Genomic DNA, 25,807 nt, shown 5'->3' with positions numbered 1-25,807 from the left:
GCCTTTCTCAGGTGCGCGCACCAGAAGACGGGCGCGCAGTTTCATCGGGGGAAGTCTTCAGCGATTATAGGTCATCAAGACGAAGCGCCCCGTCCGGATGCGGCACGCCGAGGTGCGCGTATGCCTCCGGCATGGCCACGCGGCCCCGGGGCGTGCGCCCGAGGAATCCGATCCGCACGAGGTACGGTTCCACGACGCTCTCCACGGTCTCGGCCTCTTCGCCGACCGCCACGGCCAGTGTGCTGAGACCGACCGGGCCGCCACGGAATCGGCGCACGAGGGATTCGAGCACGGCCCGGTCGAGCCTGTCGAGACCGATCGGATCGACGTCGTAGAGCTCGAGGGCCGCTCGCACGCCCTCGAGCGTCGCCGCCCCTCCTCCGTGCACGAGTGCGTAGTCACGCACTCGTCGCAGAAGGCGGTTGGCGATCCTGGGGGTGCCTCGCGAGCGACGGGCGATCTCCGACAGCGAGTCGCGGGGAAGATCGACCCCCAGGACCAGCGCCGAGCGGGCGATGACCTGTTCGAGCTCCGGTTCGTCGTAGAACTCGAGATGCCCCGTGAACCCGAACCGATCACGAAGCGGATTGGGCAGCAGGCCCGAACGCGTGGTGGCCCCGACGAGCGTGAACGGAGCGAGATCCAACGGGATGCTCGTCGCGCCGGCGCCCTTCCCCACCATGATGTCGATGCGGAAGTCCTCCATGGCGAGGTACAGCATCTCTTCGGCAGAGCGCGCCATGCGGTGGATCTCGTCGATGAACAGCACCTCGCCCGGCACGAGGCTCGACAGGAGGGCTGCGAGGTCGCCGGCGTGCTGGATCGCCGGGCCGCTCGACAGGCGCAGCGGGCGTTCGCTCTCATGCGCGACGATCATGGCCAGCGTCGTCTTGCCGAGACCCGGGGGGCCCGCGAGCAGGATGTGGTCGGGAGGTCGGTTCTGGATCCGCGCCGCATCGAGCAGGAGCTGCAGCTGGCCGCGCACCTTCTGCTGTCCCACGAATTCGCCGAGACTCGTGGGGCGCAGGGCACCTTCGATCGCGAGCTCCGTGTCGTCGGTGGGCTCCGTGGCGTCGAGGGCGTCAGACACGCGCCGGCCCCAGGAGTGCGAGAGTGCGACGCAGCAGCGGCGCGACGCTTGCGCGCTCGGCGTCGGTCGCCTCGGCCGCCGTCTGCGCCGCGGCCTCGGCGGCGACCTTCTCGGACCAGCCGAGTCCGACGAGCGCCGCGGAGACCTGATCGACCACGTCGACAGGACCGCTGGATGCCTGCGTGGACGGCGCCCCGACCGGGTGCACCTTGCCCGCGAGCTGCAGCACGATGAGCTTGGCCGTCTTCGGGCCGATACCCGAGACGCGGCGGAACGGCGCATCGTCTTCGGCGGTCACGGCATCGGCGATCTGGTCGACCGTGAGGTGGGACAGCACACCGAGCGCGGACTTCGGTCCGACCCCGGTCACGCTGATCAGCAGACCGAAGATCTCCAGTTCGCTTCGGTCGGCGAAACCGAAGAGTGACAGCGAGTCCTCACGCACGATCAGGCTCGTGTGAAGAAGGATCCTCTCGCCGACCGTCGCCGTGTGCGCGACGTCCGCGGGAACGGCGACCGAGAACCCGACGCCGCCGACGTCGACGATGACCTGATCGGCGGTCGAGTGGAGGACGGCGCCGTGCAGCGAGGAGATCATCTCCTCAGCCTACGCACCCGGTCGTATATATGTTCGAGCGACACGCTCCGCGTCGGCCCAGGCACGTTGGGCGGGCGTGAGCGCCCCCTGCCCCGGCGCTCCGGTGGCCCCACGGCGCCAGGCATGGCACAGAGCGATGGCGAGGGCATCCGCGGCGTCGGCCGGCTGCGGAGGAGCATCCAGACGCAGGATGCGCGCGATCATCGACTGCACCTGCCGCTTGTCCGCCGAGCCGTAACCGGTGACGGCCGCCTTCACCTCGCTCGGCGTGTGGGTGGCGGCGGGCAGACCGGCCTCCGCCGCGAGCAGCAATGCCACGCCGCTCGCCTGTGCGGTGCCCATCACGGTGTGGGTGTTCTGCTGAGCGAACACACGCTCGACGGCCACCGCATCCGGGTTGTGCGCCTCGATGACCTCGCGGATGCCGGCGGCGACGAGCGCGAGCCTCTCACCGATCGGCAGGTCTGGTGCCGATCGGATCACCCCGACGTGCACGAGCGTGCCGCGGCGCGAACCGTCGACGTCGACCACCCCGACACCGCAGCGGGTGAGGCCGGGGTCGATGCCGAGCACGCGCAGCGAGGAGGTCACTCCCCCAGGCTATTCGCCGTCATCGAGTCCGGACGCTCGCCGCGCCTACGCGTCGTCGTTCTCGAGCTCAGCCTGCACGTCTGCGGACAGATCGAAGTTCGTGAAGACGTTCTGCACGTCCTCGCTGTCTTCGAGGGCGTCGATCAGGCGGAAGATCTTGCGCGCGGTGTCGGCGTCGATCTCGACCTTGAGGTTCGGCACGAACTCGACGTCGGCCGACTCGTAGTCGATGCCGGCCTCCTGCAGAGCGCTGCGGACGGTCACGAGGTCGGTCGCCTCGGTGATGATCTCGAAGCCTTCCGCGTGCGGCTCGATCTCCTCGGCGCCCGCTTCGAGAGCGGCCATCATGACGTCGTCCTCGGTGGTTCCCTCGGAGCCCACGACGATGACGCCCTTGCGGCTGAAGTTGTAGGCGACGCTGCCGGGGTCGGCGAGGGTGCCGCCGTTACGGCTGAGTGCCGTGCGTACCTCGGCCGCTGCGCGGTTCTTGTTGTCGGTCAGACACTCGATCATCATCGCGACGCCGTTGGGTCCGTAGCCCTCGTACATGATCGAGGTGTACTCGACGGCTTCGCCGCCGATGCCCGCTCCGCGCTTCACCGCGCGGTCGATGTTGTCCTTCGGGACCGAGGTCTTCTTCGCCTTCTGCACGGCGTCGAACAGCGTCGGGTTGCCCTGCAGATCGGCTCCGCCGAGCTTGGCGGCGACCTCGATGTTCTTGATGAGCTTGGCCCAGGACTTGGCGCGCCTGGAGTCGATGATGGCCTTCTTGTGCTTCGTGGTGGCCCACTTGGAATGCCCGGACATAAGTCTCCGCTCGTCGTATCCGCCCGTGGGCTCGGCCCAGGGCATCGTCCATTCTATCGAACCATGCGGTCGACCCGTGGATGCACCCGGGTCGAGATCTCGTCCGATGCCCGCGCTGTGCCCCTGGCGTGACGCGGATCGCGGGTGTAGTCCTGACTCATGGACGAGAGAGTCGACGACGACAGGGCCCGCGGACTCGATGCCGCACACGAGGCCGCACTCCGATTCCTGGACTCGCTCGACGACCGCCCCGTGTGGCCGCGCGCGAGCCTCGACGACATGCTCACCGCCTTCGGCGGGCCTCTGCCCGATCACGGATGCGATACCGCCGATGTGATCGAGGAGATCGCATCACGAGCAGACCCCGGATTGGTCGCGATACCGGGCGGACGCTTCTACGGCTTCGTGATCGGTGGCACTCATCCCGCGGCACTCGCGGCCGACTGGCTGGTGTCGGCATGGGATCAGAACTCCGGCTCGGCGAGTCTCACGCCGACGACCGTCGCCATGGAGCGCGTCGCGGGCCAGTGGATGCTCGATCTGCTCGATCTTCCGGACACATCCAGCGTCGGGTTCGTCACCGGGGGCCAGATGGCCAACTTCACCTGTCTGGCGACGGCGAGGAACGCCGTCTTCGCCCGCGCAGGATGGGACCTCGCCGAGCGAGGCCTGCGCGGATCTCCTCCCCTCCGCTTCGTGGTCGGTGCGGATCGCCACGGGTCGATCGACCGCGCCGCCCGATTCCTCGGCATAGGGCGGGCCGATCTGACGGTCATCGAGTCGGACGACCACGGACGGATGCGAGCGGATGCCCTGCGCGCTGCTCTCGCTGACCGTTCGGGGCCGCTCATCGTGTGCCTCCAGGCCGGCGAAGTGCACACCGGCGCCTTCGACGACTTCACCTCGCTCATCCCGATCGCGCACGAGCACGGTGCCTGGGTGCACGTCGACGGCGCGTTCGGGCTCTGGGCCGCGGCATCCGCCTCTCTGCGGTCCCTCACCGCGGGCATGGATCAGGCCGACTCGTGGGCGACCGACGCGCACAAGACCCTCAACGTGCCGTACGACTGCGGCATGGCGATCGTCCGTGACCCCGCCGACTCGATCGCCGCGTTCCGCACCGGCGGCGACTACCTGATCTACACGAGCCTCGATCCGTGGGACGTCACCCCCGAGCTCTCCCGCCGCGCACGCGGGGTACCCGCATGGGCTGCGCTGCGGAGCCTCGGGCGCAACGGCGTCGCGAGTCTCATGGACCGGCTCCACGACAACGCGGTGGCGATGGCGGAAGGACTCGCGTCGATCGAGGGAATCGACGTGGTGAACGAGGTCGTCTACACGCAGGTCATGTTCCGTCTCGCCTCCGACGACGCCACCCGCGACCTGGGCGCCGCGATCCTCGCAGAGGGAACCGCGGCCGTCACCGGCGCCGAGTGGCGTGGCCGTTCGGCCCTGCGCTGTTCGATGTCGTCCTGGGTGACCACGCAGCACGACATCGACCGCACGCTCGACGCGATCCGGGGGCTCGTGGCGGGGTGAGGGCGCGTACCGAGGTCAGCGCCGGTTCACGCGTCTTCGGCCGGCAGACCCACCTTCGGCCGCGCCCACGAGCGACCGCGCGTGTCCTTGAGGATGTCGTACTCCACGTCGACGTGCGGCTCGATCGCGCTGTACTTGTCGTTCGGCGCACCGATCACGAGCTGGAAGCCGAGCCCCCGCCATGCACCGATCGCACGCTTGGTGAAGTGCGCGTCCGCCTTGATCAAGGCCTCATCCATGAACACCGGCGCGTATCTCGGACGCGCCGCACCGGCATCCCCGAGCTGGTAGCGCAGGGCGGCACCCACGATGAACGCGACGAGCTCCTGCGACTCACCGCCCGACTTCTCGCCGATGTGGTCGTAGAGGGCGACGTGTTCCCGCGTGACGGCGTGCACCCGCTCGGCGCTGACACGGACGTGGTTGCGCACGTCGATGAGTTCGGCGAAGTCCGGTGCCGTCCGACGCATGCGTCCGATCAGACGACTCATCCTGCGATAGACGTTCTCGCGCTCGGCATCCGTCGCCGCGGCCTCGATCAGCCCCCGCACCTCGCGCAGCTCCCTCCGGAACCGCCTGCGCGCCTCCGACTGGTTCTCGCGCGGTGAGATCTGCAACCGGTGGTCGTCGTCGTAGAACGGCAGCTCTTCCATGATCCGGTTGATCGGATCGATGCGGTTCTTGATCTCGCGCAGTGATCGGCTGAGTGTCGAGTCCAGGCTCGTGAGGTCGTTGCCCGACAGCTTGAGCAGACTGTCGCGCCACTCGGCCTCCAGCTCATGCAGGCCGTTCGTCTGCAGCGCGTCGAGGATCGCCTCGAATTCGGCGACCGATTCGTCGGGGTCGGGCAGGATCGTGAGCGTGTCCCACCGCTCGAGGAAGCCGGTCATCAGGCGGCGCATCTGCTCGCGCTGATCGGCGTGCGAAGACGCAGCGGCCGTGCGGTCTTCGAGGAGCCGTGCCGCCGCGGTGCGCAGCGCGGAGTCCAGATGGGCGAGTCGTTCGGATGCCGTCACGCTCACCGCCGCGTCCGCGCCGAGGAAGCGGGCGTCGAGGAAGGCACGGTGCCGCTCCTCGAGAGCGATGTCCGTCGCCTCCGCCGCATCGATGACGCGCTGGCACGCGTCGACCTGATCGGTGACCTCCACCCAGCGATCCTGCGCGAGCGCGAGCTCGCCGCCGAGACGTGCGCTCTCATCTCGCAGCCGCGCCGCACGGTGTCGAAGCTCGTCCGCCTGCGAACGCATCTCGGCGATCTGCGGGTTCCCGTCCGTGACCTCCGCCTCGACCGACAGCCAGCGCTGCCTCTCGGCCGAGACGGCCTCGACATCGATCTGCTCCCAGGTGAGATCCTCGATCTTCGCGCGCGCCTTCGCGGTGGTGTCCAGCCGGTCGAGGCGACGCTCGGCGTCTTCCGCGTCCGCAGCCGTGACGTCGCGGCGTGCTTCGAGCTCGGCGATCTGCACGTCGAGCTCACGGAGTCGACGTGCATTCGAGAACCCGAGCATGTTCGCTCGCCCGTGACCGCCGTGGGATCCCCGGTCTCCCTGAGAGACCTGGCCCGCGAGGGTCAGCGCGCGCGGATGCGCCGAGAGTTCCGCCGACGAGTCGACGCACACGTACGCGAAGCGCTCCTGAAGCCGCTGCTGGAGCCAGCCCGTGAACGGTGTCGATCGGAGATCGAGGCGCGCGGGAAGCGTACGCGGATCCGACGTGCGGGTCTCGGACAGTCCCGTCTGCACGCCCTCATAGCTGATCCGATCGGGCGTCCTGACGGACTCGATGGCTGCGCGGAATCGCCCCAGGTGGGCGACGTCGACGAGCAGAGTCCTGGCGAAGCCTCCGAGCGCGAGATTGAAGGCCTCGCGCCACGGCTCGAACTCGGTGCGCACCTCGACGAGCTCTCCGACGAAGGGCAGGTCGTCGGCGGAGAGTCCGGCGGCTCGGGCGAGCTCGGCGCGCGATTCGTGCAGGTGGGCGGGGACACTTCCCCGCAGCTCCTCGGTCCGGTCGCGTTCGGTGCGCAGCTGCGCGAGTTCGCGTTCCGCCGACCGACGGGCGGACTCGGCCTCGGCGAAGTCGGCGCGTGCAGCGCGAAGTCCGTCTTCCGGAAGTTCGGCCCGGATACGGGCGAGCAGACTCTCGAAGTCCGCCGCGCTCTGCACCTCGGCGCCGAGGTCGCGCACCACGGTGTCGAAACGATCCCGCTCCCGCCGGACGTCGTCGAGTCGGCGCTCGACCGCACGCAGTTCGCGCTGTGCCGTCTCGAGTCGGTCGCCCCCGGACTGTCGCAGGACATCGAGAAGGCCTTCGCGTTCGAGCTCGGCGGCCGCCACGAGGGCGTGCTTCTCGCGCACGGCGAGCTGCAGCGACTGGGTCCGGTCGCGCAACTCCCCCTCGACCTCGCGGAGCAGGTCGAGGCGACGCTCCGCACTCCACAGCGACGCGAGCGAGGATGCCTCCGAGAAGACCCCGACCTCGTCGACGACCCGGACCCGTTCCGCCGCCGCGTCGATGCGCTGCGCGATGCCGCGGATCGGCTCCAGGGCCGCGACCTGCTGCTTGGCGACCAGCATGCGAGTACGCGTGCTCTCGAGCTCGTCGAAGTGTGCGACCACGGCGTCTGCGGTCGTCATGGTCTCGGGCTCCTCGAGCACGAGCTTCTTGTACAGATCGTCGACCGTCGTGATCTGCTGGCCGGCCTGGATGCGGGCGAGAAGACTGATCGCCTTCGCACCGGAACCGGCCGCGCCGATGCCGAGAACTGCGTGCAGGCGTGCCGAGAACTCCCGGTCGGTCACCACCGGTTCGAGGCCCATCGAACGGGCCGCCGCGTCGCTGAGTCGCTGCGTCGCCGCGTGTTCGAGACGCGAGAGGTCGAACGCGCCGTCGACGGTCGCCCGGAGCCGTGTCGTGTCTTCGAGGGTTCGGGCATCGGCAGGGATGTACCAGCCTCGGATCGCGGTGAATCGCGAACCGTCGTGGTCGAGCCAGGTCATGGAGACCGCACTCCAGGTGTCCTCGCCGTCACCGCGCAGCACCCGGAGCTTCGTCCCCTCATCCGTGCGCGACTCGTCGATCTTGCCGCGACCGTAGGAGAGGATGTTGCGCTGCTCCTCGCCGCGCGGGCGCCCGGTCACTCCGCCGTTGGATGCCCCGTTGAACGGCGTGGTGTGCGGCATCATCAGCGCGATGTAGCCGTCCATCAGCGTCGACTTGCCCGAGCCGGATCCGCCGCACAGCAGCGTCGCGTCCGGTGAGAACCGCACACGGTGCGGTCCGCCGTCGTAGCCGCCCCAGTTGATGAGCTGCAGTTCCTCGGCGACCCACTGCTGGCCGCGGGAGCTCGCGGGGATCATTCCGAAGAGCGTGTCCATCATCGTCATCGCGCCACCACCGTCTGGGCTCGCAGCCACTCACGCAGCTCCTTGAGAGTCTCCGCACTCAGCACCACCTCGACGAGAGCGGTGATCCGATACCGTCCGCTCGTCTCCTCCTGCACGATGCCTTCTCGATCCAACCGGTCGAGCGCGCTGCGGATCGCCCGCTGCTGCTTCGCGGTGCCGCCGTCGACGTCCGCGAAGTAGCTGAGCACCGTCTGCTCGATGTCCTCGATGTCGATGCGCACCGATGCCTCCCCGGCGGCGGACTCCCGCTGATACACGGTTCGCAGATGCACGAGTACGAGGGTCTCCGCCCGGGAGTACGGGGCGTCCTTCAGCAGCACGGGCATGTCGATCTCGTCGGAGCGGAGCTGCTGTTTGTAGGCGAATCCGCGAGCGTGATCGATGACCAGTCGCAGATAGATGTCGTTGAGACGGGACTCGACCACGTGCTGGTGGTCGAGCAGCAGCGCCCACTCGCGGCGATTGCGCTCAGCCGAGATGAACCGACGCTGCAGCAGGTGCACGAGCACGCGTCGGATCTCGGGATCGAGTGTGCCGCGATCTCCCGGGAAGTGCTCCTCGAGATCCTGCTCCATCGCCGTCGGGGCGATGAACGGGTCGCTCACGCCGACCGCGGCGAGGTCTTCGTCAGTCATCTGCATCCTCTTTCGTGCTGCGGGCGATCACGGAACCGAAGGCGAAGCGGCGAGTCGTCCCGTCAGGGCGCAGCGCTTCGACGGTCGAGATTCCGTCGCCGTCTGTGAGGCCGTTGCGGTGAGCGAGCTCGAGAAGCCCCAGCAGGTCGACGGGGCGCCGCGTGGCGTCGGGAACGTGTCGGAACGCCTCCGCGAGGTCGAACTCCTCATCGAGCCCTGCCACGTACTCCTCGAGTTCGGCGTAGCGCGGCCCGCCCCACGCGCGGGTGTCGTGATCGAGGAAGTCGACGTCGTCTGCATCCGTGAGCGGCGCGGGCGCGCGCGGAGGACGGATGTCGCTGGTGGTCTGCCGCAGGTGCCCCAGATCGATCAGCGGCATGCTGCGGACCGGATCCACGTGTGCGGCAGTGCCCGACCGGCCGTGCAGTCCCGCGATCACGTCGCGTAGAAGGTCATCGATCTGGCGGTCACGCAGCGGATCATGGGTCTTCACCTGCCCCGTGATCACGTGCGAGGCGCGCCGTTGCGCGGCCAGCACCTCTTCGACTCCGAGTTCGACGCGTCGGCCGACGGCGTCGAGCTCGGCGCGCTGAGAGCTGTCGAGGAGACGCGCGAACGGCTGGCTGAGAAGTCCGCTGAGCTGCTCGGTGAGGGCGTCGATGCGGTCAGGGTCTCCGATCAGCCGCAGAGCGCCCGCGAACGCCCGCCCCTCCGCAGTCGACTGCATGACGTCCTGCGCGCGCTGCAGGTACTCGCGGAGCACCTCACCGGTCGGCCGTTCGTCCCGGCGGAGGTGGGCGACGACATCCCGCTGCATGGCCTTGAGCGATTCGGCGACACGGGTGAAGTCCGCGGGCAGCTCGCGTGCGAGGTGCAGGACGTTCTCCGCCTCCTCGAGGAGCTCGTCGTCGTCGAGCGGGTCCGCGCGCCCTGATTCCTCGACGCGCGAGATCTCGGCGTCGAGGAGGTCGCGTTCCGCATGGAGCCGAGCGAGACGGCGCACGGGGTCGGCCTCGGCGCTGTCCGAGAGGTGCTCGACCGCGTCGAGCAGTGTGCGGACGCGGGAGTTCGACACGCGGGTGCGCCCTCCGCCGGTGCGGCCGGATATCTCCAGGGCCTCGACCGCGTGGGCCGAGAGACGGTAGACCTCGACCTCGTCGTCGATCTGCTGCACGAGCCAGCCGAGTCGAACCCAGTTGCGGCACACATCCCTACCACTCCCCGACGGGATCCTGCGGTCGTCCTCGTCACCGGTGGCGCGGAGCTCGTCCATGACCTTGGCGAGCTCCGCATGCGCGTCGGCGATGGGCACGGACGCACGGTCGGCGGTGAACAGGATCGTGAGCGCTGCCACGACGAAAGGTGCGAATCGTCCGTGCAGGAGATCCAGCGTGGGTGTGCTGAATGCGGCGACGGCGCGCGAGTACGCGGCTTCTGCTCGGGATCCAGTCACCCGATCGAGAGTAGTCGCGACGCCGTGCTCGTGCCGCCATGCCGTGGCCCCCGGGCGGGTCGGACGCGATGACCGTCAGGCCGAGCGGACGTGGTCGCTCACGTGCGCGAGGAACCGCGAGTGGAACCGAGTCTCGCCGTCGACCTCCGGATGAAAGCTCGTTCCGAGCAGCCGTCCCTGCTCGACGGCGACGATTCCGCCATCGGGCAGCGTGGCGAGCACGTCGACGGGAGCTCCCGCGCGCTCGACGATCGGTGCGCGGATGAAGGTCGCGCGCACCGGCTGCTTCCCGAGCACCGGAACATCGAGTTCTGTCTCGAAGGACTCGGTCTGCCGGCCGAACGCGTTGCGCCGCACCGCGATGTCCATACCGCCGAAGGACTGCTGCCCCTCGATGCCGTCCAGCACCTCGTCGGCCAGAAGGATCAGCCCCGCGCAGGTGCCGTAGACGGGAAGCCCCGCAGCGATCGCAGCCCGGATCGGCTGCTGCATGCCGAAAGCGCGGGACAGCTTGTCGATCACGCTGGACTCGCCACCGGGGATCACGAGACCGTCGACGGCCGCAAGTTCCTCCGGCCTGCGCACCAGCGCCACCTCGGCGCCGAGCCCGCGGAGCAGGGCGGCGTGCTCACGCACGTCGCCCTGCAGCGCCAGGACTCCGACCCGTGGGTTACCAGCCACGCTCGGCCAGGCGGTGCGGTGCGGGGAGGTCGGAGACGTTGATGCCGACCATCGCCTCACCGAGTCCGCGCGAGACCTCGGCGATCACCTTCGCGTCGTCGAAGAACGTCGTCGCCTTGACGATCGCCTTCGCGCGTTCCGCAGGGTTGCCCGACTTGAAGATCCCGGAGCCGACGAAGACGCCGTCGGCGCCGAGCTGCATCATCATCGCGGCGTCGGCCGGAGTGGCGACGCCACCCGCGACGAACAGCACGACCGGGAGCGTGCCGGTCTCGGCGATCTCGGCGACCAGCTCATACGGCGCCTGCAGCTCCTTCGCGGCGACGAACAGCTCGTCCTTCGGGAGGGCGGTGAGCGTCGCGATCTCACCGCGGATCTTGCGGATGTGCTTCATCGCCTCCGAGACGTCGCCGGTTCCGGCCTCGCCCTTCGAGCGGATCATCGCCGCCCCCTCGTTGATGCGACGGAGCGCCTCACCGAGGTTGGTGGCGCCGCAGACGAACGGCACGGTGAAGCCGAACTTGTCGATGTGGTTCACGTAGTCGGCGGGCGAGAGGACCTCGGACTCGTCGATGTAGTCGACGCCGAGCTCCTGCAGCACCTGCGCTTCGACGAAGTGGCCGATGCGAGCCTTGGCCATCACGGGGATGGACACCGCGTCGATGATGCTGTCGATCATGTCGGGGTCGCTCATGCGCGAGACACCGCCCTGGGCCCGGATGTCCGCGGGAACCCGCTCGAGTGCCATGACCGCGACCGCGCCGGCATCCTCGGCGATCTTCGCCTGGTCGGCCGTGACCACGTCCATGATCACACCGCCCTTGAGCATCTCGGCGAGACCGCGCTTGACGCGGGAGGATCCGGTGGTGGGCTGTTCGGTCATGAGAGCTCCTGTCGGGGAAGCACGATGTGCATGAGTGTGTCGAACGATGTCTCGTTTGATCTAGGCCAAACAGTATCACTGTCCCCGACGACCTAGAATCGGTGAAGAGGACACATGAACGACCAGATCACCGGAACGACCGCAGCCGACATCTCGGACAGCGTGCGCGACCTGCGCGACCGCGGAGTCCTGCGACCGGGCAGCGCGCTTCCCCCCGTCCGTGAACTCGCCACGACTCTCGGTGTGAACCGCAACACGGCTGTCGCCGCGTACCGTCAGCTCGCGCAGGCCGGAATCGTCATCTCGCGAGGGCGGGCAGGCACCGTCATCACGGGTCACGAGTCCGTCGCGCAGGAGGGCTACGCCTCAGACACCGTGCTGCGGGATGTCGGCACGGGCAACCCTGACCCTCGCCTGATCCCCGATCCGTCCGCGGCGCTCGCGACGGTCGCCGGTCGTCCGGTGCTGTACGGCGAGCCCGTCATCGACCGCGGCCTCGACGACTGGGCGCGCGAGTGGATCTCGCAGGACCTCGATCACCTCGACTTCGGCATCACCGTCACCAGCGGCGCGGTCGATGCGGTCGAACGTCTGCTCGCGCAGGCGCTCATGCGCGACGACGCCGTCGCGCTGGAGGACCCGTGCTTCCTGGCCAGCATCCACACGGTCCGTTTGGGCGGCTATCGTGCCGTTCCCGTGCCCGTCGACGATCAGGGAATGACGGTCGACGGTCTGCGCGCCGCACTGGACGCCGGCGTCCGGGCCGTGATCTGCACCCCCCGAGCGCAGAACCCGACCGGGGCGAGCCTCACCGCCGCTCGGGCTGCGGAGCTCCGCGCCGTGCTCGTCGAGCACCCGTACGTCCTGATCATCGAAGACGATCACTTCTCGATGCTGTCGCAGCGCCCGTACGAGTCGCTGATCGGCCCCGAGCACCGCCGATTCGCGCTCGTACGCTCGGTGTCGAAGTTCCTCGGACCCGATATGTGCCTCGCCATCGCGGCCACGGATGCCACCACGGCCGAGCGGCTCGCGATGAGGTTGAGCCCGGGCACCACCTGGGTCAGCCATCTGCTGCAGCGTCTCACCCTCACGCAGCTCACCGACGATTCGGTGCTCTCACGGATCGCCGACGCTCGTGAGCACTACGCCGCGCGGAACGCGGCCTTCGCATCGCGCTTGCGCGAACAAGGCCTCGACTCTCCTGTCACCGACGGACTGAGCCTGTGGATCGAGTTGCCGAAGCCCGCGCGCCTCGTCGCCGAGCGGCTCATGCGCCGTGGGTGGCTGGCACGAACCGGCGACGACTTCGCCCTCGATGAGCGCGCCGACCCCTCGCGCCACCTGCGTCTCACGGTGCACGACCTGTCCGAAGAGGATGCGGAGACGCTCGTCGCCGACCTCGTCTCGGCCGCACGATGACCCACCGCCCGATGACCCACCGCCGCGGGAGCACTCCCGCCCTGAATGAAAGGATCGGGGAATGAAGGTCCTCTCCATCCAGTCCGCCGTCGCGTACGGACATGTCGGAAACTCCGCCGCGGTCTTCCCGTTGCAGCGCATCGGCGTCGAGGTTCTCCCGGTCTACACCGTGAACTTCTCCAACCACACCGGCTACGGCGCCTGGCGCGGCCCGATGATCGATCCGAACGACGTGAGCGAGGTCCTCACGGGCATCGAGGAGCGCGGCGTGTTCGGTGAGATCGACGCCGTGCTCAGCGGCTACCAGGGCGGCGAGGGCATCGGAGACGTGATCATCGACGCCGTCGCCCGCGTCAAGGCGGCGAACCCTGACGCGGTCTACGCCTGCGACCCGGTGATGGGCAACGCCAAGTCGGGATGCTTCGTCGCACCGGCGATCCCGATCCTGCTGCGTGAGAAGGTCGTGCCCGCAGCCGACATCATCACCCCGAACCAGTTCGAACTCGGCTTCCTCACCGGGACCGAGCCTGACACGCTGGAGTCCACGCTGGCCTCGGTCGACCTGGCGATGGCCATGGGACCCCGTACCGTGCTCGTCACGAGCGTCGAGCGCCCGGACCGCGAAGAGGGCACGATCGAGATGCTCGTCGCCGACTCGGCTGGTGCCTGGATCGTGCAGACGCCTCGCCTCCCGATGAAGGCCAACGGCTCGGGCGACGTGACCGCGGCGCTCTTCACCGCGCACTACGTCGAGACGGGCGACGCCAAGACGGCGCTCGAACGCACCGCGTCCAGCGTGTTCGACCTGCTCGCCGCGACCCTCGAGTCCGGTGCGCGCGAACTGCAGCTCGTGGAAGCGCAGGAGTTCTACGCGAACCCGCGGATGCAGTTCACCGCACGCCAGGTGCGCTGAACCGCCGCTCTACGGCGTCGGCCAGGCGTTCGCCACAGCTTCTCGCACTTCGCCGAGCAGCTGAGGCAGCGCCTTGGTCTTCGCGATGATCGGGAAGAAGTTGGCGTCCGACGTCCACCGCGGCACGATGTGCTGGTGCAGGTGGCCGTCGACGCCGGCACCGGCGACGGCACCCTGGTTCATCCCGAGGTTGAAGCCGTCGCACCGCGAGACCTCGCGGAGCACCCGCATGCCGATCTGGGTCAGCGCTCCGATCTCGGCGACCTCCTCGGGCGTGGCCTGGTCGTACGTGCCGATGTGGCGGTACGGGCAGACCAGAAGGTGTCCGGAGTTGTACGGGAACAGGTTGAGCAGCACGTAGGCCGTCTCACCCCGTGCGACGATCAGCCGTTCGGCATCCGGGAACTTCGGAGCCTCGCAGAACGGACACTCCTCGCGCAACGGCTCGGGGCCCGCCTGGATGTACGCCATCCGGTGCGGGGTCCACAGCCGCTGGAACTCGTCGGGGACGCCGGCGAACTCACCGGCGTCCTCCCACGGCTCCGAGGGCGTCACGCCAGATCCCCTGCTGTCTGCACGAGCGTGTGCGCATCGATCGCGGCACGGATGCGCGACACGGCATCGGCGATCGGGACGCCGTTCTCCTGGGTTCCGTCGCGGTAGCGGAACGAGACGGTGCCCGCGTCGCGGTCCTTCTCGCCCGCGATCAGCAGCAGCGGGACCTTGCCTGTCGTGTGCGTGCGGATCTTCTTCTGCATGCGGTCGTCGGACGTGTCGAGCTCGGCGCGCACTCCCTGCGTGCGCAGGGTGTCGACAACCTCTCCGAGGTAGTCGGCGAAGTCGTCCGCGACGGGGATGCCCACGACCTGAACCGGAGACAGCCAGACCGGGAAGTCGCCGGCGTAGTGCTCGAGGAGGATCGCGAAGAAGCGCTCGATCGAGCCGAACAGCGCCCGGTGGATCATGATCGGACGCTTCTTCTGTCCGTCCTTGTCCATGAACTCGAGCTCGAATCGCTCAGGCAGGTTCGGGTCGACCTGCACGGTCGAGAGCTGCCAGGTGCGGCCGATCGCGTCGCGCGTCTTCAGGTCGATCTTCGGGCCGTAGAAGGCCGCCTCGCCGGGGACCTCGGTCAGCTTCAGACCGGATGCCAGGGCGACACGACGCAGAGCATCCGTCGACGACTCCCAGAACTCCTCCGAGCCGATCCACTTGGACTTCTCGTCATCCTTCATCGACAGCTCGAGCTCGAAGTCGGTGAGACCGAAGTCGCGCAGCATCGAGAGGATGAACTCCAGGACCTTCGCGACCTCTCCCTCGAGCTGGTCGGGCGTGACGAACAGGTGCGAGTCGTCCTGGGTGAAGCCGCGCACACGGGTGAGGCCGTGCAGCGCACCGGAGAGCTCGTTGCGGTACACGGTGCCGTTCTCGGCGAACCGCAGCGGCAGGTCGCGGTAGCTGCGCGCACGCTCCTTGTAGATCAGGATGTGCATCGGGCAGTTCATGGGCTTCAGGTAGTAGTCCTGGCCCTGCTTGGTGATGTTGCCCTCCTCGTCGCGCTCCTCGTCCATGACGATCGGCGGGTACATGCCCTCCTTGTACGTGACGAGGTGGTTCGAGGTGAGGAAGAGGTCTTCCTTCGAGATGTGCGGCGTGTACACATAGGTGTAGCCGCCCTCGATGTGGCGCTTGCGCGCGTGCTGCTCCATCTCGCCGCGCACGACTCCGCCGCGAGGGTGCCAGACCGAGAGCCCCGAACCGATCTCCTCGGGGAACGAGAACAGGTCGAGTTCCTTGCCCAGGCGCCGGTGATCGCGCTTGGCGGCCTCCTCGAGACGGTGCTGGTACTCGCGCAGCTCGTCCTTCGAGGGCCACGCCGTGCCGTAGATGCGCTGCAGCTGCGGGTTCTTCTCGCTGCCGCGCCAGTAGGCGGCCGCGATGCGGGTGAGATCCCAGCCGTTGCCGATCATCCGCGTGTTGGGCAGGTGCGGACCGCGGCACAGGTCCTTCCAGACGACCTCGCCGTCACGCGTCGTGTTGTCGTAGATCGTGAGTTCGCCCTCGCCGACCTCGACCGAGGCGCCCTCGGCTGCCTCCTTGCCACCCTTGAGGCCGATGAGCTCGAGCTTGAACGGCTCATTCGCGAGCTCCGCCCTCGCCTCGTCGTCGGTGACGACGCGACGCACGAAGCGCTGGCCCTCACGGACGATGCGCTGCATCTCCTTCGTGATGGCCTTGATGTCTTCCGGCGTGAACGGGGTCTCGACGCCGAAGTCGTAGTAGAAGCCGTCGGTGATGGGCGGGCCGATGCCGAGGTTGGCCTGCGGGTTGATCCGCTGCACCGCCTGCGCGAGCACATGCGCCGCCGAGTGACGGAGGATGTTGAGTCCGTCGGGGCTGTCGATCGTGACCGGCTCGACCTCGTCGGCATCCGTCACTGTCGCGGCGAGGTCCTTGAGGGTTCCGTTGACGCGCATCGCGACGACTGAACGGTCAGAGAACAGGGCGAAGCCGTCTTTCGGCTGAGCATTTTCAGGCACTGCACACTCCATCTGGGTCTGGATCTAGGCTACTCGCATGCCCGGCGGCCGCTGACCGCTACGACACGCTCTCCGTCGCGGTGTTCGCCGCCGTCGGCGCGAGGATGATGATCGCCGCGCCGACCAGGGCGATCGCGGATCCGACCCAGTCCCAGAGGGTCGGCTTGAAGCCGTCGACGATGATCCCCCAGGCCAGGGATCCGGCGATGAACACGCCGCCGTACGACGCCAGCACACGCCCGAAGTTCGCGTCGGGCTGGAGCGCGGCGATGAACCCGTAGGCGCCGAGCGCCATGACACCGAGCACGGCGAAGACCCATCCCCTGTTCTCCTTGACCGCCTGCCAGATGAGCCAGGCTCCGCCGATCTCGGCGACGGCGGCGAGCACGAAGAGGATGCTGATGCGTAGGACGGTCATGCACCCAGTGTGGCAAAGCCCCGGAGGCCAGGGGTCAGCGGCCGGGTGTCACCACCCCGGACTCGTAGGCGAGGATCACCAGCTGCGCCCGGTCGCGCGCGTCGACCTTCGCCATGATCCGATTCACGTGGGTCTTCGCGGTGTGGGGCGAGATCGTGAGACGGGCGGCGATGTCGTGGTTGGTCAGCCCTTCGGCGACAAGCTGGAGAGCCTCGCGCTCCCGTGGCGTCAGCGGGGCGAGCACGGCCTCCCAGCGCTCCGAGGGCGGCACGGCTCCGGGGCGGAGGGAACGCTCGATCAGCGACCGCGTCGCGGACGACGAGAGCAGCGCGTCACCCCGGTGCACGGTGCGCACGGCCCGGACGATCTCCTCCGGCTCAGCACCCTTTCCGATGAAACCGCTCGCGCCCGCTCGGAGCGCGGCGACGACGTTCTCGTCCTCCTCGAACGTCGTGAGCATCAGCACCCGCGGCCGGTTCGATGCATGCGCATCTGCGGACGCGGGAGCATCCGCGCAGATGAGCGTCGTCGCGGCGATGCCGTCGAGCTCGGGCATCCTGATGTCCATGAGCACGACGTCCGGCGCCGTCTCGGCGGCCGCACGCACCGCATCGCGCCCGTTCGACGCTTCACCGACGACGACGAGACCGCCGTCGACGAGGATGTCACGCACCGCGTGCCGTACGAGAGGCTGGTCGTCGACCACGAGCACCGAGATCGTCATGAGCTCGTGTCGGCCTCGGTCGGGATCCACGCCTCGAGCGAGAAGACTCCGCCCTCGCTGCCGAAGTGCACGGCACCTCCGACGGCCGCGATGCGTTCCTGCAGTCCTCGCAGGCCGTTGCCGACCGCGGGCGGCGACGACTCGGTCGAGGTCGTGTTCACGATCGTCAGGTGCACCGCCGCACCTTCGGCGCGGATCGCCACCGTCGCCGTGCCGCCGCGCCCGTGCTTGTGCGCGTTGGTGAGAGCTTCGTGCAGCACCAGATAGGCGACGTGATCGCCACCCGGCGACAGAGCGATCTCGCGGCGTCCGCGCCGCAGATCGACGCGGAGCCCCGCATCGCGGAAACCGCTGAGGAGCGCGTCCAGATCGGAAAGCCCCCGCTGCGGGCGGAGCTCGGCTTCGTCGTCCGAGCCGTCGGAGCCGTCGGCGCGGAGGAGCGTCATGAGTCCGCCGATGTCGGCGAGAACCGTCCGTGAGGCGCTGCGCACGGTCGTCAGTGCCTCACGCGCGCGCTCGGGTCGAGTCTCGAGCGACGAGGATGCGACGCCCGCGTTCAGGCTGATGACCGCGATCTGATGCGCGACGACGTCGTGCAGGTCACGGGCGATCCGCACTCTGTCCTCGGCGACCCGTCTGCGCGCCTCGTCGTCGCGGCTCCGCTCGGCCCGCTCGGCGCGCTCGGTCATCGCCGTCGCGAACTCCCGGCGCGACCGGGCAGTGTCGCCCAGCGCTCCGCCCAGGACGATGAGCAGGACGAACTGCAGAGCCGTCGAGTCGAAGAGATCTCCGCCGAGGGCCCACCCGTTCGCGAGGACGGCGACCACGACCGACACGCCGAGAGCGAGCACGCCGATGCGGCGTCCGAGACGATCGAGCACCGCGAAGCAGGCGATCGCGACGGCGAGGAGCGCACTCGGCGAGATCGACCCGGCTGCGGCGACGGCGACCACGCACGTCAGGCTGACACCGAGGGACGCGAGCGGCCACCTGCGCCGGAACGGCATGATCACGGCCGGTGCGAGGCCCGGGATGAGAAGCAGCCCGCCGGCGCGGAAGGTCTCGTCGGGGAACGGAAGGACGGCGAAGATCACGATCAGCGCGACCGAGAGGACATCGCTCATCCGGAACCCGTCTCGGGAGGTACGGGTGGTCGGCATGCATCCAGTATTTCGTGTCGGCGTGCGCTTCGGATCCGCCCGGCGGATGACTCGCGCATACCGCGAACGCGGTACCGAGGTGTCTGCGGCGGGCTGACGCGCCCGTGGAGTTCACGATCCAGTCTGGGAGGACAGGCGTGCACCACCCTTCGACACCCGTGTGCGCCGGGAAGGCCATGATGCGCAGATCCCTCAGAAAAGCCCTCGTCGTCGCCGGGGCCATCGGCACCGTGCTGGCGGTCGGGCTGACGACCACGACCGTGGTGAACGCCGTATCCACGGAGACGGAGAAGAACCGTATCGAGACCTACGGTCAGACGGTGAGCGTCGACGGGCGGGCGATGAACGTGGTCGTCGCCGGCCAGGGCGACCAGGACGTCGTGCTGCTCCCCGGCTTCGGCACGGCGTCTCCGGCCCTCGATTTCGAGCCTCTGGTCTCGCAGCTCGCGCAGGATCACCGCGTCATCGTGGTCGAGCCGTTCGGCTACGGTCTCAGCGACGGCACCGACAGCGCGCGGACCACCGACAACATCGTGGATGAGATCCACCAGGCGCTGCAGTCGCTCGACGTCGACCGCTACGTGTTGATGGGGCACTCGATCGCAGGGCTCTACGCGATCGAGTACACGACCAGGTACGCCGACGAGGTGATGGCATTCGTCGGCATCGACACGAGCGTGCCGGGGCAGCCGAACATGGACACGGTCTTCCCCACCGGCCTGTTGGCCGCGGCGAAGAGCCTCGGTCTGATCCGCCTGGTCTCGAGCGCAGCCGGAGACGGTCTCGACGGTCTCGCCTATGACGACCACACGCGCGAGCAGATGTCGCTCCTCAGCAACCGGAACTCCCTCAGCCCGACCTACCTCGACGAGATGACGCACATCAGGACGAACTTCGCGGATGCCGCGGGCACGGGGTTCCCCGCCGGACTCCCTCTCCTGCTGTTCGTGGTGGCCGACAACGCCGGCAATCCGGACTGGATCGATCTGCACGAGCGTCAGGCGGCGACGGTCGACGACGGAACCGTCATCCCCCTCGACGGCGAGCACTACCTGCATCACACGCACGCCCCCGAGATCGCCGACGGGTTCCGACAGTGGGAGGCCGACCGTCTCCTCGACGCCGACTGACCCGGCGCGACGCGCCTCGGCGAACCGGGAGTCAACGGATGCCTCGGGGTAGCGTGAGCGGATGATCAGAGCACTGGCGCGTTGGACCCTCGCACTCGCACTGGGTGCGATCGGCATCGTCCACTTCGTGAGCACCCGCGGCTTCCGGGTCGTCGTGCCGGACTGGGCCACGAAGGCCACGCGTCTCGACAAGGACGCGATCGTGATCGCCTCCGGCGCCGCGGAGGTCGCGCTCGCGGCCGGACTCCTCGCTCTGCCGAAGGAGCGACGACGCATCGGAATCGCGACCGCCGCGTTCTTCGTGGCCGTGCTCCCCGGGAACGTGCACCAGTGGCGCACGCACCGTTCGACTCCCGGTCTCGACACCGAGGCGCGGCGCTTCGGCCGACTGTTCCTCCAGCCGCTGCTCGTGCTGTGGGCCCTGTGGGCGACTGCTCCCGATCCTCTCCTGGCGGGCCGCCGCCGGCGGCCTAGCCGCTGAGACAGACGGCACGCAACCCCTGCCCGCCGATTCCGCCGCGCGGGCGAGAATGGAGCCATGGCTTCCCCCTCGATCGTGTGGCTCCGTGACGACCTCCGCCTCGCCGACAACCCGGCCCTGCGGGCAGCGATCGATCGAGATGAGCCGATCGTCGTGCTCTACGTGCTCGATGAGGAGTCCCCCGGCATCCGCCCGCTCGGTGGCGCCGCACGCTGGTGGCTGCACCACTCGCTCACCTCGCTCCGAGAGCGACTCCTCGAGATCGGGGCCACGCTGACCCTGCGCCGCGGACCCGCCGCACGCGTCGTCCGCGAGGCCGTCACGGACGCGGGGTCGACCGCCGTGTTCTGGAACCGTCGCTACGGGGGCGCGGAACGCGAGATCGACGCCGCCCTGAAGACCTCTCTCCGCGAAGACGGCCTCGAGGTCGCATCCTTCGCCGGTTCCCTGCTGCACGAGCCGTGGACGGTCAAGACCGGAGGCGGCACCCACTTCTCCGTCTTCACGCCGTTCTGGCGCGCATGCCTCGCGCTCCCCGCGCCCCGTGCACCGCTCCCCGCGCCCCGGAGCCTCGAGGGGATGTCGCCTCCCCCCGCATCCGATGATCTCGACGACTGGGATCTTCTGCCGACGAGCCCGGATTGGGCGGGCGGTCTGCGCGAGACCTGGCAGCCGGGTGAGCCCGCGGCACGAGCCCGTCTGCGCGCCTTCCTTCACGACGACATCGGCGCATACGACAGAGCGAGGGACGAGCCGTCGGCCGGTGCCACCTCCCTGCTCTCGCCCCGCCTGCGCTGGGGCGAGTTGAGTCCGTTCACGGTCTGGCACGAGGCTGTCGAGACGCACGGAGCCGCAGGCTTCCTGTCGGAGCTCGGCTGGCGGGAGTTCGCGTGGCACACGCTCTTCCACTCCCCGGATCTCGCGACGGTGAATCTCCGACGGCAGTTCGATGCGTTCCCCTGGCCGCGGTTGCATCCCGCCCACCTCGAGGCGTGGCAGCGCGGCGACACCGGCGTACCTCTGGTGGATGCCGGAATGCGCGAACTGTGGCACACCGGTTTCATGCACAACCGGGTCAGGATGGTCACCGCGTCGTTCCTCGTCAAGAACCTCCTGATCGACTGGCGGCGCGGCGAGGAGTGGTTCTGGGACACGCTGGTCGACGCCGACGGCGCGAGCAACCCGTTCAACTGGCAGTGGGTCGCCGGTTCAGGTGCCGACGCAGCACCGTACTTCCGCGTCTTCAACCCGGAGCTGCAGGCCAAGAAGTTCGACCCCCACAGGCTGTACATCTCGGAGTGGGCATCGGATGCTCCGACAGACCCGATCGTGGATCTCGCCGCCACCCGCAAGGCTGCGCTCGACGCCTATGACGTCGTCAAGCGCTCCTCACGACAGGACGCGTGACTGCGGCACCGACCGCTCAGGAGGCGTAGCGCTCCACACGCAGCACGCAATCGAGCGCCTCGTCCTCCACGGCGACCGTCGTCTCCCAGTCGGCGCTCGCCCCGGCGGCGATCGGCTCGACATCGACCTGCGTCAGCGACCGTGTATCGCCGCCCTCGGTCAGAAGCGACACGTAGATCCGGTACGACGCGTCCGCATCGCTCGAATTCGTGACGGATCCGGCGACCTCCCAGTGGTCGCCGGCGAGCTCGCAGGTCTTGACCTCGGCATCCGCGAGCGCCCCCTCGAGACCCTCGCCGGAGCCGGGCGTGTCCTGGATGTCCGTGATCCCGGCCTCGGCGGGTTCCGTCGCGGTCGGCGTCGGCTTCGGGTCCGGCGCCGAGTCGGTGCATCCGGCGAGCACCAGGCCGAGAGCCACGGCGATGCCGGCCACGACCACCCCCTTGGTCGCCGTACGGCGTCCTGCGGTGGACGGGGTGGTTGAGCTCGAGTTCAGCATCGTGTCGCCTTTCAGTACGGATTGCTAGGAGGAGAGGTCATGGGGCCGCATCGACCGGCGACGCCGGGCGGCGAGCAGGAGTACGAGGCCGGCGAGCAGAAGCAGCGCGGACCCTCCCACGAGAGGCAGCGGGTCGCCGCCACCCGTGAAGGGGAGCAGATCGATCGGCACGATCTGCGCGGGCTGCGGAAGGTTCACGGCATCCGAGGCCACATCGAGCACCTGCACACCCGACTGCGCCTCCACACTGGTCACCACGGCACGGGACGTTACCACGGTGCCCTCCATCGAGGGGGTGATGACCACGCTGGCCGTCGCGGTGACGCTCTGCCCGGGGAGCAGCACGCCGGGCTCGCCGGGCCACGTGTAGACGATCGACGAGAGTCCGGGGTACGGATCCGTGATGCGCACGCCCGTGAGGGTCGTGGTCCCGGTGTTCGTCGCGGTGTACCGGAAGATGAGCGTGTCGCCCGCGAAACCCTTCTGCCCGTCCTTCACCGAGATGCTCATACCGAGGCGGATGCTCGGCGCGTCGGGAACATCCACCCGAACCGAGTCGGCGTCGTCGGTCGTCGTGCCGTCGGGCGCTGTGCCGACTGCGGAGGCGGTGTTGTCGACGTGCTGTCGCACGACGTCTGCCGACGTGATCACGTAGTCCGCGGTCATCGTGACGCTCTGGCCGGAGGCGAGCATCCCGGGCGTACCGGGCCACTTCACGGTCGGGGAACCGAGGCCGGCGAGGTCATCCGTGATCGCGACGTCGGACAGTGTGACGTTGCCTGTGTTGGTGACCGTGACCAGGTATCGGATACCGCCGCCCTGCTGCGCTGCTCCGGTGAGCTCGGCGGTCTTGACGAGGGTGAGCGCGGGGGCGGCGGCGATGATCGTCTCCGCGACGGTCTCATCACGGACGACCGTGCCTGCGCCGTCGCCTGTGGTGACCGCCGGCGACGTGATCCGCCCCGCATCGACATCCGCCTGGGTCAGGATGTAGGTGGCCGTCGCGGTCGCCGACTGTCCGGGCGCCAGCACGCCGATCTCTCCCGGCCACGCGATGCCGAGTCCTGTGATCCCGACCTGGCCATCGGCGAGCGTCACGCCGCGGAGCGTGATGTTGCCGGTGTTCGTGATGGTGAAGGTGTAATCGACGACGTCGCCGGGGCGCCCGGTGGCGCCCTGGGCGAGCACCTGGGACTTCTCAATGTCGATCGAGGGTGCGGAACCGATCGTCGTCACGACCGACTCGGGCGACTCGTCCGTCACCGGGTCTCCCCCGGGGGTCAGCGCACTCGCCGAGGCGGTATTGCGCACCTCGCCCGTGTCGATGTCCTTTTGCTGGACAGTGTATGTCGCCGTCGCGCTGACGGACTCGCCCGGCGCGAGCGCTCCGTCAGCGGTCGGCCACTCCGCGTACGAGATGTCGGACAGGCCGTCGAGCGAGTCGGTGAGAGCGACCGAGCTGAGCGAGAGCGTTCCGGTGTTCGTGATGACGAAGTCGTAGCGGATCTGCGTGCCCAGGCTGCCGTCGCCCAGGCGCGTGCCGGTCTTCGAGACGTCGACCGATCCCGTTCCGCCGACCAGCGGCACGATGGCCATCGGCGTGCGGCTCGTCACGACTGCTCCCGCCGGCGGCGTGCCCGATCCCGTCGCGGTGTTGCGCACCGTGCCCGTATCCACATCCTGCTGCGTGACGAGGTGCGACGCCGTGATCGTCACGGTCTGACCCGGCAGCAGGCGTCCGGGGTTCGCGGCATCCGGCCAGGTGTAGGCGAAGCCTGTGAGTCCGGCGACCGTATTGCTGAGCGTCACACCGTTCAGGGTCGTGTTGCCGGTGTTCTGGATCATGAACGTGTAGTCGACCGAGTCGCCGAGCACGCCCTCGTCCCCGGCGGCGAGTTGCGCGGACTGCGTCGTGCGGATCGCCTGCTCCGGATTGGTCGGCGAGTCCGTGTCGATCGTGAACGGGGCGGAGCTGTCGGAGACGACGACTCCGCGCGGAGACGTTCCGAACGACGTGGCGACGTTCGTGATCGACCCCGCATCGACGTCGTCCTGGGTCACCGTGTACCGGGCGACACCGGTCGCGGTCCCGCCGGGCGGCAGGATGCCGGTGGCCGACGGGAACTCGATACGAGGAGTGCCGAGGCCCTCGAGGTCGTCCTGCAGACGGATCAGTCGCAGGGTCACGTTTCCGGTGTTCGTGATGTCGAAGGTGTACTCGATGATGCTGCCCACGCCGCCGGTGCCGCTGACGTAGCTGCCGCCCTTCACCGTCTGGATCGATGGAGCGTGGTCAGCCGTCGGGATGGGGTCGATGGTCGAGCGGGTCGACAGCACCTCGCCGCTCGGTGTCGTGGCACGGACGGATGCCGTGTTCTGGACGGATCCTCGATCGACGTCCTCCTGGCTGATGTCATACGACGCCGTTCCCCGCGCGATCTGTCCCGGCGCGAGCACGCCTGCGGCCGCGGGCCAGTCCACGGTGATGGGTCCGATGCCGACGAGTTCGTCCGTGATCGCCACGCCCGAGAGGGTGACGGTCCCGGTGTTCTCGATGCGGAAGTCGAAGGTCACTCCGTCGCCGGTGCCGTTCGCACTCGCGGAATCCAGGCTCGCCGTCTTGCTGAACACGAGACCGGGAGCCGCGACGAGCGACACCGTCGCGGGGGTCGTGGCCGCAGCCCGCGCACCGGTCGGCGGATTTCCTGTTCCGGTGACGAGGCTGGTCACGCTGCCCGCGTCGACATCCGCCTGAGTCAGGACGTACGTCGCCGTCGCCGTCACCGACTGACCCGGCACGAGGACACCCTCCGCCCCCTGCCACACATACGACGGAGCGGACGCACCAGGCAGTGCGTCGGCGAGGGCGGCGCCGGTCAGCGTCACGTTCCCGTCATTCGTCAGCACATACGTCCACGTCACCACATCACCGGCCCGGCCCGTCGCCCCCGGAGCCAACGCACCACGGTCGGTCACCGACACCGCCGGAGCCGCCGCCACCGTCGGAACCACACTCTCCGCAGACACCACCGTGATCGGCTCACTCCGCGCCGGCACACCAGACGCCGACGCCGTGTTCACCACACGACCCGCATCCACATCCGCCTGCACGATCACATACGACCCCGTCGCCGTCGCCGTCTCCCCCGGAGCGATCACCCCCGGAGCACCCGCATCCGGCCACACCACACCCGACAACACCACACCCGGCACCGCATCCGACAGCACCACACCCGACACCGTCACATTGCCCGTGTTCGTCACACCGAACTCATACGACACCACATCGCCCACCGCACCAGCACCCGACGCCACACCCGACTTCGACACCGACAACCCCGCCGCAGGCAACACCGTATTCACCCGCACCGTGTTCGTATCCGCCGACACCCGCACCCCACCCGGAGCGAACGCCGCCACCGACGCCGT

22 protein-coding genes are annotated in these 25,807 nt (G+C 68.8%); 6 read left to right on the top strand and 16 right to left on the bottom strand.

The window, feature by feature from the left end; all coding sequences use genetic code 11:
- Positions 1-64: 64 nt before the first annotated feature.
- The 4 genes from ruvB to ACTJKH_RS03340 are packed head-to-tail and all read right to left on the bottom strand — an operon-like array spanning position 65 to position 3,086.
- The gene (gene ruvB / locus ACTJKH_RS03355; RefSeq protein ID WP_210097996.1) at positions 65-1,090 is read right to left on the bottom strand and encodes a Holliday junction branch migration DNA helicase RuvB; all 1,026 of its coding nucleotides are present in this window, start codon (positions 1,088-1,090) and stop codon (positions 65-67) included.
- Positions 1,083-1,688 (bottom strand): Holliday junction branch migration protein RuvA, encoded by a 606-nt coding sequence (gene ruvA, locus ACTJKH_RS03350; protein WP_440735759.1) that lies wholly within the window; start codon positions 1,686-1,688, stop codon positions 1,083-1,085. Before ruvA ends, ruvB begins: the two co-directional genes overlap by 8 nt.
- A gap of 9 nt (positions 1,689-1,697) precedes the next feature.
- Positions 1,698-2,279 (bottom strand): crossover junction endodeoxyribonuclease RuvC, encoded by a 582-nt coding sequence (ruvC, locus tag ACTJKH_RS03345; protein WP_210097998.1) that lies wholly within the window; start codon positions 2,277-2,279, stop codon positions 1,698-1,700.
- A gap of 45 nt (positions 2,280-2,324) precedes the next feature.
- A complete protein-coding gene (locus ACTJKH_RS03340) occupies positions 2,325-3,086 on the bottom strand; it encodes a YebC/PmpR family DNA-binding transcriptional regulator (protein WP_210099181.1) in 762 nt (253 codons plus the stop codon).
- 159 nt (positions 3,087-3,245) lie between these two features.
- Here ACTJKH_RS03340 and ACTJKH_RS03335 point away from each other — a divergent pair, with 159 nt between their 5' ends.
- Positions 3,246-4,625, top strand: coding sequence for a pyridoxal phosphate-dependent decarboxylase family protein (locus ACTJKH_RS03335; RefSeq protein WP_440735758.1), 1,380 nt, complete (start codon positions 3,246-3,248; stop codon positions 4,623-4,625).
- Positions 4,626-4,651: 26 nt separating this feature from the next.
- Here ACTJKH_RS03335 and ACTJKH_RS03330 read toward each other — a convergent pair whose 3' ends face one another.
- The 5 genes from ACTJKH_RS03330 to pdxS all read right to left on the bottom strand — a co-directional run bounded on the left by ACTJKH_RS03330 (position 4,652) and on the right by pdxS (position 11,684).
- Positions 4,652-8,011 carry an ATP-binding protein gene (locus ACTJKH_RS03330; protein ID WP_440736141.1) on the bottom strand — a complete coding sequence of 1,120 codons (3,360 nt, stop codon included), beginning with the start codon at positions 8,009-8,011 and terminating at the stop codon, positions 4,652-4,654.
- On the bottom strand, positions 8,008-8,667 hold the full coding sequence (locus tag ACTJKH_RS03325; protein WP_259158949.1) for a DUF4194 domain-containing protein: 660 nt from the start codon (positions 8,665-8,667) through the stop codon (positions 8,008-8,010). Before ACTJKH_RS03325 ends, ACTJKH_RS03330 begins: the two co-directional genes overlap by 4 nt.
- Positions 8,660-10,120 (bottom strand): DUF3375 domain-containing protein, encoded by a 1,461-nt coding sequence (locus ACTJKH_RS03320; protein WP_440735757.1) that lies wholly within the window; start codon positions 10,118-10,120, stop codon positions 8,660-8,662. Before ACTJKH_RS03320 ends, ACTJKH_RS03325 begins: the two co-directional genes overlap by 8 nt.
- A 75-nt stretch (positions 10,121-10,195) precedes the next feature.
- Positions 10,196-10,801, bottom strand: a complete 606-nt coding sequence (gene pdxT / locus ACTJKH_RS03315) for a pyridoxal 5'-phosphate synthase glutaminase subunit PdxT (protein ID WP_440735756.1) — start codon at positions 10,799-10,801, stop codon at positions 10,196-10,198.
- Positions 10,791-11,684 (bottom strand): pyridoxal 5'-phosphate synthase lyase subunit PdxS, encoded by an 894-nt coding sequence (gene pdxS, locus ACTJKH_RS03310; RefSeq protein WP_440735755.1) that lies wholly within the window; start codon positions 11,682-11,684, stop codon positions 10,791-10,793. The genes pdxT and pdxS overlap by 11 nt, the downstream gene beginning before the upstream one ends.
- 114 nt (positions 11,685-11,798) lie before the next feature.
- Between pdxS and ACTJKH_RS03305 the strand changes: the two genes are divergently transcribed.
- Together ACTJKH_RS03305 and pdxY are read left to right on the top strand one after the other, a co-directional pair.
- The gene (locus ACTJKH_RS03305) at positions 11,799-13,106 is read left to right on the top strand and encodes an aminotransferase class I/II-fold pyridoxal phosphate-dependent enzyme (protein ID WP_440735754.1); all 1,308 of its coding nucleotides are present in this window, start codon (positions 11,799-11,801) and stop codon (positions 13,104-13,106) included.
- 61 nt (positions 13,107-13,167) lie between these two features.
- Positions 13,168-14,019, top strand: a complete 852-nt coding sequence (gene pdxY, locus ACTJKH_RS03300) for a pyridoxal kinase PdxY (RefSeq protein ID WP_440735753.1) — start codon at positions 13,168-13,170, stop codon at positions 14,017-14,019.
- A 9-nt stretch (positions 14,020-14,028) separates the two neighbouring features.
- Here pdxY and ACTJKH_RS03295 read toward each other — a convergent pair whose 3' ends face one another.
- Genes ACTJKH_RS03295 through ACTJKH_RS03275 form a run of 5 tightly spaced genes read right to left on the bottom strand, consistent with a single transcriptional unit; the run spans position 14,029 to position 18,861 of the window.
- Complete coding sequence (locus tag ACTJKH_RS03295) at positions 14,029-14,574, bottom strand: HIT family protein (RefSeq protein WP_210098006.1); 546 nt, start codon at positions 14,572-14,574, stop codon at positions 14,029-14,031.
- Positions 14,571-16,571 (bottom strand): threonine--tRNA ligase, encoded by a 2,001-nt coding sequence (thrS, locus tag ACTJKH_RS03290; RefSeq protein WP_259158934.1) that lies wholly within the window; start codon positions 16,569-16,571, stop codon positions 14,571-14,573. The genes ACTJKH_RS03295 and thrS overlap by 4 nt, the downstream gene beginning before the upstream one ends.
- A 46-nt stretch (positions 16,572-16,617) precedes the next feature.
- A complete protein-coding gene (locus ACTJKH_RS03285) occupies positions 16,618-16,977 on the bottom strand; it encodes a YnfA family protein (protein ID WP_210098008.1) in 360 nt (119 codons plus the stop codon).
- 34 nt (positions 16,978-17,011) lie between these two features.
- Positions 17,012-17,701, bottom strand: coding sequence for a response regulator (locus ACTJKH_RS03280; RefSeq protein WP_440736140.1), 690 nt, complete (start codon positions 17,699-17,701; stop codon positions 17,012-17,014).
- Positions 17,698-18,861 (bottom strand): sensor histidine kinase, encoded by a 1,164-nt coding sequence (locus tag ACTJKH_RS03275; RefSeq protein WP_440735752.1) that lies wholly within the window; start codon positions 18,859-18,861, stop codon positions 17,698-17,700. The genes ACTJKH_RS03280 and ACTJKH_RS03275 overlap by 4 nt, the downstream gene beginning before the upstream one ends.
- 179 nt (positions 18,862-19,040) lie before the next feature.
- Here ACTJKH_RS03275 and ACTJKH_RS03270 point away from each other — a divergent pair, with 179 nt between their 5' ends.
- The 3 genes from ACTJKH_RS03270 (at position 19,041) to ACTJKH_RS03260 (ending at position 21,879) form a co-directional block, all read left to right on the top strand.
- On the top strand, positions 19,041-19,991 hold the full coding sequence (locus ACTJKH_RS03270) for an alpha/beta fold hydrolase (RefSeq protein ID WP_440735751.1): 951 nt from the start codon (positions 19,041-19,043) through the stop codon (positions 19,989-19,991).
- Positions 19,992-20,052: 61 nt separating this feature from the next.
- The gene (locus ACTJKH_RS03265; protein WP_440735750.1) at positions 20,053-20,472 is read left to right on the top strand and encodes a DoxX family protein; all 420 of its coding nucleotides are present in this window, start codon (positions 20,053-20,055) and stop codon (positions 20,470-20,472) included.
- 57 nt (positions 20,473-20,529) lie between these two features.
- Positions 20,530-21,879, top strand: a complete 1,350-nt coding sequence (locus ACTJKH_RS03260) for a cryptochrome/photolyase family protein (protein ID WP_440735749.1) — start codon at positions 20,530-20,532, stop codon at positions 21,877-21,879.
- A gap of 16 nt (positions 21,880-21,895) precedes the next feature.
- Here the strand turns inward: ACTJKH_RS03260 and ACTJKH_RS03255 are convergent, their stop codons facing one another.
- The gene (locus ACTJKH_RS03255; protein WP_440735748.1) at positions 21,896-22,378 is read right to left on the bottom strand and encodes a hypothetical protein; all 483 of its coding nucleotides are present in this window, start codon (positions 22,376-22,378) and stop codon (positions 21,896-21,898) included.
- A gap of 24 nt (positions 22,379-22,402) precedes the next feature.
- Positions 22,403-25,708 carry a DUF7507 domain-containing protein gene (locus ACTJKH_RS03250; protein ID WP_440736139.1) on the bottom strand — a complete coding sequence of 1,102 codons (3,306 nt, stop codon included), beginning with the start codon at positions 25,706-25,708 and terminating at the stop codon, positions 22,403-22,405.
- Between the last annotated feature and the right edge of the window lie 99 nt (positions 25,709-25,807).

The sequence above is a fragment of the Microbacterium sp. 22215 genome, from assembly GCF_052045655.1.
Taxonomy (GTDB): domain Bacteria; phylum Actinomycetota; class Actinomycetes; order Actinomycetales; family Microbacteriaceae; genus Microbacterium; species Microbacterium phyllosphaerae.
This window is presented reverse-complemented; position numbering and strand designations above follow the sequence as displayed.

What these genes read in the sequence shown, in the direction of transcription:
- ruvA (WP_440735759.1), bottom strand. Translation starts at nt 1,688, where the DNA reads ATGATCTCCTCGCTGCACGGCGCCGTCCTCCACTCGACCGCCGATCAG.
- ACTJKH_RS03340 (WP_210099181.1), bottom strand. Translation starts at nt 3,086, where the DNA reads ATGTCCGGGCATTCCAAGTGGGCCACCACGAAGCACAAGAAGGCCATC.
- ACTJKH_RS03335 (WP_440735758.1), top strand. Translation starts at nt 3,246, where the DNA reads ATGGACGAGAGAGTCGACGACGACAGGGCCCGCGGACTCGATGCCGCA.
- ACTJKH_RS03330 (WP_440736141.1), bottom strand. Translation starts at nt 8,011, where the DNA reads ATGACGATGATGGACACGCTCTTCGGAATGATCCCCGCGAGCTCCCGC.
- ACTJKH_RS03325 (WP_259158949.1), bottom strand. Translation starts at nt 8,667, where the DNA reads ATGACTGACGAAGACCTCGCCGCGGTCGGCGTGAGCGACCCGTTCATC.
- pdxS (WP_440735755.1), bottom strand. Translation starts at nt 11,684, where the DNA reads ATGACCGAACAGCCCACCACCGGATCCTCCCGCGTCAAGCGCGGTCTC.
- ACTJKH_RS03305 (WP_440735754.1), top strand. Translation starts at nt 11,799, where the DNA reads ATGAACGACCAGATCACCGGAACGACCGCAGCCGACATCTCGGACAGC.
- pdxY (WP_440735753.1), top strand. Translation starts at nt 13,168, where the DNA reads ATGAAGGTCCTCTCCATCCAGTCCGCCGTCGCGTACGGACATGTCGGA.
- thrS (WP_259158934.1), bottom strand. Translation starts at nt 16,571, where the DNA reads ATGGAGTGTGCAGTGCCTGAAAATGCTCAGCCGAAAGACGGCTTCGCC.
- ACTJKH_RS03285 (WP_210098008.1), bottom strand. Translation starts at nt 16,977, where the DNA reads ATGACCGTCCTACGCATCAGCATCCTCTTCGTGCTCGCCGCCGTCGCC.
- ACTJKH_RS03280 (WP_440736140.1), bottom strand. Translation starts at nt 17,701, where the DNA reads ATGACGATCTCGGTGCTCGTGGTCGACGACCAGCCTCTCGTACGGCAC.
- ACTJKH_RS03275 (WP_440735752.1), bottom strand. Translation starts at nt 18,861, where the DNA reads ATGCCGACCACCCGTACCTCCCGAGACGGGTTCCGGATGAGCGATGTC.
- ACTJKH_RS03270 (WP_440735751.1), top strand. Translation starts at nt 19,041, where the DNA reads ATGCGCAGATCCCTCAGAAAAGCCCTCGTCGTCGCCGGGGCCATCGGC.
- ACTJKH_RS03265 (WP_440735750.1), top strand. Translation starts at nt 20,053, where the DNA reads ATGATCAGAGCACTGGCGCGTTGGACCCTCGCACTCGCACTGGGTGCG.
- ACTJKH_RS03260 (WP_440735749.1), top strand. Translation starts at nt 20,530, where the DNA reads ATGGCTTCCCCCTCGATCGTGTGGCTCCGTGACGACCTCCGCCTCGCC.
- ACTJKH_RS03255 (WP_440735748.1), bottom strand. Translation starts at nt 22,378, where the DNA reads ATGCTGAACTCGAGCTCAACCACCCCGTCCACCGCAGGACGCCGTACG.